Annotated in this window: 6 protein-coding genes; 3 read left to right on the forward strand and 3 right to left on the reverse strand. The window is 62.6% G+C overall.

All coding sequences use genetic code 11. The features are described 5' to 3' along the window. The first annotated feature begins 54 nt into the window (after positions 1-54). Positions 55-276, forward strand: a complete 222-nt coding sequence (locus tag AC6LKD_RS20935; protein ID WP_013392569.1) for a YgdI/YgdR family lipoprotein — start codon at positions 55-57, stop codon at positions 274-276. An 86-nt stretch (positions 277-362) separates the two neighbouring features. On the opposite strand, the gene AC6LKD_RS20940 is transcribed toward AC6LKD_RS20935, so the two are convergent. Then, the gene (locus AC6LKD_RS20940) at positions 363-1385 is read right to left on the reverse strand and encodes a class 1 fructose-bisphosphatase (protein ID WP_492274683.1); all 1023 of its coding nucleotides are present in this window, start codon (positions 1383-1385) and stop codon (positions 363-365) included. A 9-nt stretch (positions 1386-1394) separates the two neighbouring features. Beyond that, on the reverse strand, positions 1395-4100 hold the full coding sequence (gene pepN, locus AC6LKD_RS20945) for an aminopeptidase N (protein WP_498117330.1): 2706 nt from the start codon (positions 4098-4100) through the stop codon (positions 1395-1397). Between the two features lie 149 nt (positions 4101-4249). Here pepN and AC6LKD_RS20950 point away from each other — a divergent pair, with 149 nt between their 5' ends. Further along, positions 4250-4894, forward strand: coding sequence for a DUF4136 domain-containing protein (locus AC6LKD_RS20950; protein WP_013392572.1), 645 nt, complete (start codon positions 4250-4252; stop codon positions 4892-4894). A gap of 88 nt (positions 4895-4982) precedes the next feature. Here the strand turns inward: AC6LKD_RS20950 and AC6LKD_RS20955 are convergent, their stop codons facing one another. Beyond that, positions 4983-5366 carry an H-NS histone family protein gene (locus AC6LKD_RS20955; protein WP_013392573.1) on the reverse strand — a complete coding sequence of 128 codons (384 nt, stop codon included), beginning with the start codon at positions 5364-5366 and terminating at the stop codon, positions 4983-4985. Positions 5367-5528: 162 nt separating this feature from the next. Between AC6LKD_RS20955 and AC6LKD_RS20960 the strand changes: the two genes are divergently transcribed. Continuing rightward, on the forward strand, positions 5529-5726 hold the full coding sequence (locus tag AC6LKD_RS20960) for a hypothetical protein (RefSeq protein WP_492274681.1): 198 nt from the start codon (positions 5529-5531) through the stop codon (positions 5724-5726). The last annotated feature ends 436 nt before the right edge of the window (positions 5727-6162 follow it).

Raw genomic sequence — 6162 nt, forward strand, 5'->3', positions numbered from 1 at the left:
AGGGGGCAGTGTCCGATACAGTAAATCCACGATTCACTTTCGGAGAACACGCCCATGAAACTGAAGACCATGACGCTTGCCCTGGCCGTGACCGGATTCGGGGTACTGGCCGGATGCTCGTCTCCGTCGGTCATTCAGCAGCGGGACGGCAGCTCGACCGTGACGCCCGATACGCCCAAATACGACAAGGATTCGGGCATGTACGAATATGACAAGGACGGCAAGAAGGTCCAGATCAACAAGGACGACGTGAAGTCCATTGAACAGGTGAAGTGACCGCCGTTCCGGCCATCCTTCAAAGACAAAGCCCCGGCCGCACAAGGCGCCGGGGCTTTTTTCATGGGCGCGGAGCGCCTGCGGAATTACTGCTTGGCAGCCTCTTCGGCGTGGTAGCGGCCGACGCGGTCGACTTCGTTCTTCGAGCCCAGGATCACGCTGACGCGCTGGTGCAGCTTGTCGGGCTGGATCGCCATGATGCGCTGCTCGCCGTTGATCGCGGCGCCGCCGGCCTGTTCGACCAGGAAGCTCATGGGGTTGGCTTCGTACATCAGACGCAGCTTGCCGGCCTTGCCGGGCTCACGGGCATCCCAGGGGTACATGAAGATGCCGCCGCGGGTCAGGATGCGATGCACGTCCGCCACCATGGAGGCGATCCAGCGCATGTTGTAGTCCTTGCCCAACGGACCGGTGGCGCCGGCCAGGCAGTCGTCGACGTAGCGCTTGACCGGGGCGGCCCAGTGGCGCATGTTCGACATGTTGATGGCGAACTCCTTGGTGTCTTCCGGCACGCGGATGTTCTCGTGCGTCAGCACCCACGAGCCCATTTCGCGATCCAGCGTGAAGCCCACCACGCCATTGCCGATGGTCAGCACCAGCATGGTTTGCGGACCGTAGACGGCATAGCCGGCCACGACCTGCTTGTCGCCCGGCTGCAGGAAGTCCTGTTCGCACACGGGCGCGCCCGATACGTTGTGCGGCGCATGCAGCACCGAGAAGATGGTGCCGATGGAGACGTTGACGTCGATGTTCGAGGAGCCATCCAGGGGATCGAACAGCAGCAGGTATTCGCCCTTGGGATAGCGGTTCGGAATCAGATGGATGGTTTCCATCTCTTCGGAGGCCATGGCCGCCAGGTGGCCGCCCCATTCATTGGCTTCCAGCAGGATCTCGTTGGACAGCACGTCCAGCTTCTTCTGCACTTCGCCCTGGACGTTCTCGCTTTCCAGGCTGCCGAGGACGCCGCCGAGCGCCCCTTTGCTCACCGCATGGCTGATGGCCTTGCAGGCGCGCGCGACCACTTCGATGAGCAGCCGCACTTCCGGCGCGAGGGCTTGGGCAGAGCGCTGTTGCTCCACCAGGTATTGGGTCAGTGTTTTGCGTTTCAAAGGAACCTCCTATGCTGCGAATTCTAAAGCCTTGGATACGATTTCCTGCACGTTGCGCGAAAGGCCTTCGTGCGCGCGCACCTGCTGCAGGGCTGCCTGCATGGGCGTGCGCAGGGCGGGCACGAAGCGCGACCAGTTGTCCAGCGCGCGCGCCAGACGGGCAGCGATTTCGGGATTGAGCGCGTCCAGCGCCAGCACCTGCTCGGCCCAGAAGGCGTAGCCCGTGCCGTCGGGATGATGCATGCCGCGCGCGTTGTTCAGGCAGAACTGGAAGATCAGCGAGCGGGCGCGGTTGGGATTGCGCAAGGTGAACGCGGGGTGCCGCATCAGTTCGCGCGCGGTCTGCACCGTGGTTGAGCGTGCCGCGGCCTGCAGGGCGAACCACTTGTCCACCACCAGGGCGTTGTCGCGCCACTTGTCGTAGAAGGCGGCAAGCGCCTCTTGCGGGAACTCGCCCTGGCCGAAATTGATCAGGGCGGACAGCGCGGCCATGCTGTCGGTCATATTGCCTGCCTTGCCGTACTGCTGCTCGGCCAGGCGCAGGGCGTCGAGTTCGCCCGCCGCCATCAGGTGGCTGAGCGCCAGGTTCTTCAACGCGCGCTTGCCCGCCGGAACCGGCGCCGGGCTGTATTCGCCCGGAGTCTGGTTGTCGTCGAAAGCCTGGCGGAATTCGGCGGCCAGCTGGCGTCCCAGTTCGGCACGCAGGAAGTCGCGCGCGACCGCGAGGGCAGGCGGATCCACCTGCTGCATGCGCTCGGCCAGGGTCTTTTCCGACGGCAGCGCCAAGGCGCGGGCACGGTAGGCGGCATCGATCTCAGGATCGGTCAGCAGCGCGCGCCAGGTGTCGATGAAGGCGGAATCGGCATGCAGCGTTTTGCCGGCCTGTTGGGCCTCGGCCAGCGCCAGGATCTGGCGAGTGGCGAATTCCTGGCCGGCCTCCCAGCGCGCGAAGGGATTGCTGTCATGCGCCGACAGCAGCGCCAGCTCTTCGTTGGTCCAGCTGTAATCGACGATGACGGGCGCCGAGAAGTCGCGCAGCAGCGACGGCACGGGGCGCTCGGCGATATCGTCGAATACCCATTGCTGGCTTTGCTGCGTCAGTTCCAGCAACGCGGTTTCCTCGACCTCGTCGCCCTGGCGCAGCGGCAGGGGGCGGCCGCTCGGATCCAGCAGGCCGATGGCGAAGGGGATATGGAAGGGGGCCTTGACGTAGTCGGCTCCGGCCTTTCTTTCCACGCCGACCGGCGGGCATTCCTGAGTGAGCGTCACGGTGCAGCGGCGCGCGGCGGCGTCGTGCTCGAGCTTGACGGTCACGCGCGGCGTGCCGGCCTGGCGGTACCAGCGGCGGAACACGGACAGGTCGCGGTCCGGATGTTGGCGCACGTAGACGGATTCCATGGCGGCGACGAAGTCGTCGCAGGTCACGGCCTGGCCGTCATGGCGACGGAAGTACTCGTCCATGCCGGCGCGAAAGCCTTCCTCGCCCAGCAGGGTGTGCTGCATGCGGATGACCTCGGCGCCTTTCTCGTACACGGTGGCGGTGTAGAAATTGCCGATTTCCTGGTAGCTTTCCGGCCGGATGGGGTGAGCCATGGGACCCGCATCTTCCGGGAACTGGGCGGCCCGCAGCGCGACCACGTCGTCGATTCGCTTGACCGCGCGGGCGCTTGCGGCTTCGGCGGCATCCATGCCGTGGGCCATCATGTCGGCGCTGAACTCCTGGTCGCGGAAGACGGTCAGGCCTTCCTTCAGGCTCAACTGGAACCAGTCGCGGCAGGTGACGCGGTTGCCGGTCCAGTTGTGGAAGTACTCGTGTCCGATGACGGACTCGATGCCTTCGTAGTTGGCGTCCGTAGCGGTGTCCGCATCCGCCAGCACGTAGGCGGCGTTGAAAATGTTCAAGCCCTTGTTTTCCATCGCGCCCATGTTGAAGTCATGGACGGCCACGATCATGAAGCGATCCAGGTCCAGCTCCAGGCCGAAGCGGCTTTCGTCCCAGCGCAGCGCGCGCACCAGCGAATCCAGCGCCCATTCGGTCTTGGACTCCGAGCCCGGATCGCTATAGACCTGCAGCAGCACGTCGCGGCCGCTGGCGGTCTTCACGGTGGTTTCGCGGTGCGTGAGCTTGCCGGCCACCAATGCGAACAGGTAGCAGGGCTTGGGGAAGGGGTCTTCCCATTCGACTTCGTTGCGGCCGTCGGGTAATTGGCGCGTGGCCAGCAGGTTGCCGTTGGACAGCAGCACCGGGTACTCCGGCTGCGCGCGCAAGGTTACGCGGTAGCGCGACATGACGTCAGGCCGGTCCGCGAACCAGGTGATGCGGCGAAAGCCCTCGGCTTCGCACTGGGTGAAGAAGTTTCCGCCCGAGACGTACAGGCCCATCAGCGTGGAATTGGCCGAAGGCTTGCAGCGGCTGACGATTTCCACCGTGGCGCTCGGCGGCAGGCCGTATAGGGCCAAACTGTGTTCGGACAGGCGGTAGCTGTCGGCGGGCAGGGCCGCGCCATTCACGCCTACCGAGACGAGTTCCAGGTCTACTCCGTCCAGGACCAGGGCGGCGTCGGCGCTGGCCCCGGCCTTGCGCTGCACTTGCATCGTGCAGCGCACTTCGGTCGCGTCCGGCGCGAGATCGAAGGCGAGGGCGACTTCGGGAATGTCGTAGGGGTAGGGCTGGTAATCCTTGCGATATACGGTTACGGGCGTGTCTGTGCGCATGGGATTGCAGTCCTGTATGAACGAGGCCTCTATTGTAGTGGTTGGGCATGGCGCGCCGGCCTGGGCCTTTTGGCTTACCGTAAACTTTTTGTAGCGGTTCGAGTCAAAGTCAGTATCATGGCGCCGTCGCGCGCCGGAGGGGTTGCAAAATGTCGAGGTTGTCCATGTTCAATGCACGCCGCTGGGCGGGCCTGATGGCTGTTGCGGGGGCGCTCGCCCTGACGGGTTGCGCGGCGCCGACGGTTTCCGCGCGGGTGACTTCCTTTCAGCAATGGCCCGCGGGCGTAGAGGGGCAGACATACCAATTCATCGCCGCCGACGCCTCGCAAAACAACAATCTCGAATATCAGTCCTATCAGGACATGGTGCGTGCCGGCATAGGCGCAACCGGCCTGGTCGAAGCCAGGCCTGGAGCCAAAGGCCGTTTCGACGTGTCGTTCAATTACGGCACCTCGCAGACCCAGATAATGGTGCAGCGTCCATACGACCCGTACTTCTACGGCGGCTACGGCTATGGCTACGGCGGCTTCTACGGCCCGCGGCCCTGGGGCGCCGGCTATGGCTATTGGGGGCCGGACTGGGTGGATGTGCCGATGGCGGTGCAGCGCAATACCCTCACCCTGCATATCTATGACACGCAGCGGGGCGGCGCGGAGGTGTACCGTTCCAGCGCTTTCATATTGAGCGAGCGCGACGATTTCCTGCGGACCATGCCGTACCTGGTGCGCGCAATATTTGATAATTTTCCCGGGAATAATGGCGCTGAGCGCGAAATCCGTTTCCCGGTGCAATAAATTCCGGCGGTCTTTGCGGACCAGCCTTTAAATAAAATCGGCGCACCATTTTGGTGCGCCGATTTTTTTATTACTGGCGAATAGGTTCTTATTCTTTGATAAGAAAACTGTCGCGGGTCGCGCCTGCGGCTTCTTCCGCGGCGAGCCAGCGGGGAGCCTTGCCACGGCCGCTCCACGTTTCCCCTGTTTGAGGATGGCGGTACTTGGGCGCAACGGCGCGTTTGGCGGCGTTGGCGGGACGGGCAGCGGCGCCGGCCTTGCGGCGGCCGCCTGTGGCGGCGCGGGCGGGCTTGCCGGCGCCATAGGCTGCAATGATCTCTTCAGGCGTGATTTCGTACTCGCGCATCGACGTGATGATCTGCGTGATCACCGGCTTGCGGCGCTTGGTTTGCAGGACTTCAGCCTTCTTTTGTAGCTTGTTGATTTCCTTTTCGATCTTTGCTTGCAGTGCTGCGTAGGATTCTCGGGCCATGGTTTATTCCTGATTATGGAACTGCTGTAATCGCCGGCGAAGTTATGTGTAATTGTTGTGCTTCGCATAATACAGAAGTTGCGGCTTGACTTCCCGGTTTTCGAAGCAATTACTTTGTATCAAAAGAGCCCGATACCGTTTTTCGGTCTGGGAATGCCTGCAATGAGCCAAGTGCTGGGAAGGATATTCTTAAATTTGGGACAACTTGAAACAATAGGGATATTGGTTCACGAGGCGGACAAATGGGCCGTTGAACCCTTGCGCCTGCGCGGTTTGTCTCGCAGAGCGTGCAAATACGCGGCTTCCGGGCTGCCGCCATCGATCGTGCAAGCTGCCTGCCCGGCGCTGGTGGAGGTCTGATGACGGTATGCAAGGGAACGAATGAATTGTCCTGTAGTCCGATATTTATGCGGTCCCGTCTGATGTGATCCCGTATTGGGCGCCGGGCGTTCCCTTGGCGCATTTCATTTTCATGTCAAGTTGTATGACGAGTTTGGCGTGTGCGTTCGAGATATCGTGGGGTCTATATGCCGACGAGCCGCCCATGTCTTCCGGAACAGGGAAAGAGGGGCGTATCGAACATTGTTTGGGCCTGCGTTTGAGCCAGCCTGTCCAGCTTGATATGTAATATTCCGGCCCCATCCCATGTCCCATAGATAATGCCCGTGGTATTTTTCGCCGCCCGCGTGCCGCTCGCTGAATCCTCTGCGCCGGAGCGTCCCCGCCACTGCGGGTCCGCGCCGGCCTCTCGTCATCATCTCTGTCTCCTGTCCACATCTGACGCTGCCGACGACCA

It is taken from the genome of Achromobacter sp. D7-1, from assembly GCF_059760445.1.

Excerpts from the sequence above, each read along its gene's own strand:
- AC6LKD_RS20935 (WP_013392569.1), top strand. The coding sequence starts at position 55 with ATGAAACTGAAGACCATGACGCTTGCCCTGGCCGTGACCGGATTCGGG.
- pepN (WP_498117330.1), bottom strand. The coding sequence starts at position 4,100 with ATGCGCACAGACACGCCCGTAACCGTATATCGCAAGGATTACCAGCCC.
- AC6LKD_RS20950 (WP_013392572.1), top strand. The coding sequence starts at position 4,250 with ATGTCGAGGTTGTCCATGTTCAATGCACGCCGCTGGGCGGGCCTGATG.
- AC6LKD_RS20955 (WP_013392573.1), bottom strand. The coding sequence starts at position 5,366 with ATGGCCCGAGAATCCTACGCAGCACTGCAAGCAAAGATCGAAAAGGAA.
- AC6LKD_RS20960 (WP_492274681.1), top strand. The coding sequence starts at position 5,529 with ATGAGCCAAGTGCTGGGAAGGATATTCTTAAATTTGGGACAACTTGAA.